Origin of the sequence: Bacteroides sp. ET336 (assembly GCF_024733815.1) — a bacterium.
GTDB classification, from domain to species: Bacteria; Bacteroidota; Bacteroidia; order Bacteroidales; family Bacteroidaceae; genus Phocaeicola; species Phocaeicola cellulolyticus.
Map to the genome: position 1 here is coordinate 1 of NZ_JANRHK010000061.1, position 526 is coordinate 526.

At 57.2% G+C, this 526-nt stretch carries 1 rRNA gene; it reads right to left on the bottom strand.

The features are described 5' to 3' along the window. Positions 1-17: 17 nt before the first annotated feature. Positions 18-526, bottom strand: a 16S ribosomal RNA gene (locus tag NW213_RS16825); the annotation flags it as partial.

Here is a 526-nt window from a genome sequence, read left to right on the forward strand (position 1 = left end):
TTACGGTATCACTCCAGAAAGGAGGTGTTCCAGCCGCACCTTCCGGTACGGCTACCTTGTTACGACTTAGCCCCAATTACCAGTGTTACCCTAGGGCGCTCCTTGCGGTTACGCACTTCAGGTACTCCCGGCTTTCATGGCTTGACGGGCGGTGTGTACAAGGCCCGGGAACGTATTCACCGCGCCGTGGCTGATGCGCGATTACTAGCGAATCCAGCTTCGTGGAGTCGGGTTGCAGACTCCAGTCCGAACTGAGAGGGGCTTTCGGGATTGGCCAACCGTCGCCGGTAAGCTGCCTTCTGTACCCCCCATTGTAACACGTGTGTAGCCCCGGACGTAAGGGCCGTGCTGATTTGACGTCATCCCCACCTTCCTCACATCTTACGATGGCAGTACCGCCAGAGTCCTCAGCATTGCCTGTTAGTAACTGGCAGAAAGGGTTGCGCTCGTTATGGCACTTAAGCCGACACCTCACGGCACGAGCTGACGACAACCATGCAGCACCTTCATACATGCCTTGCGGCTG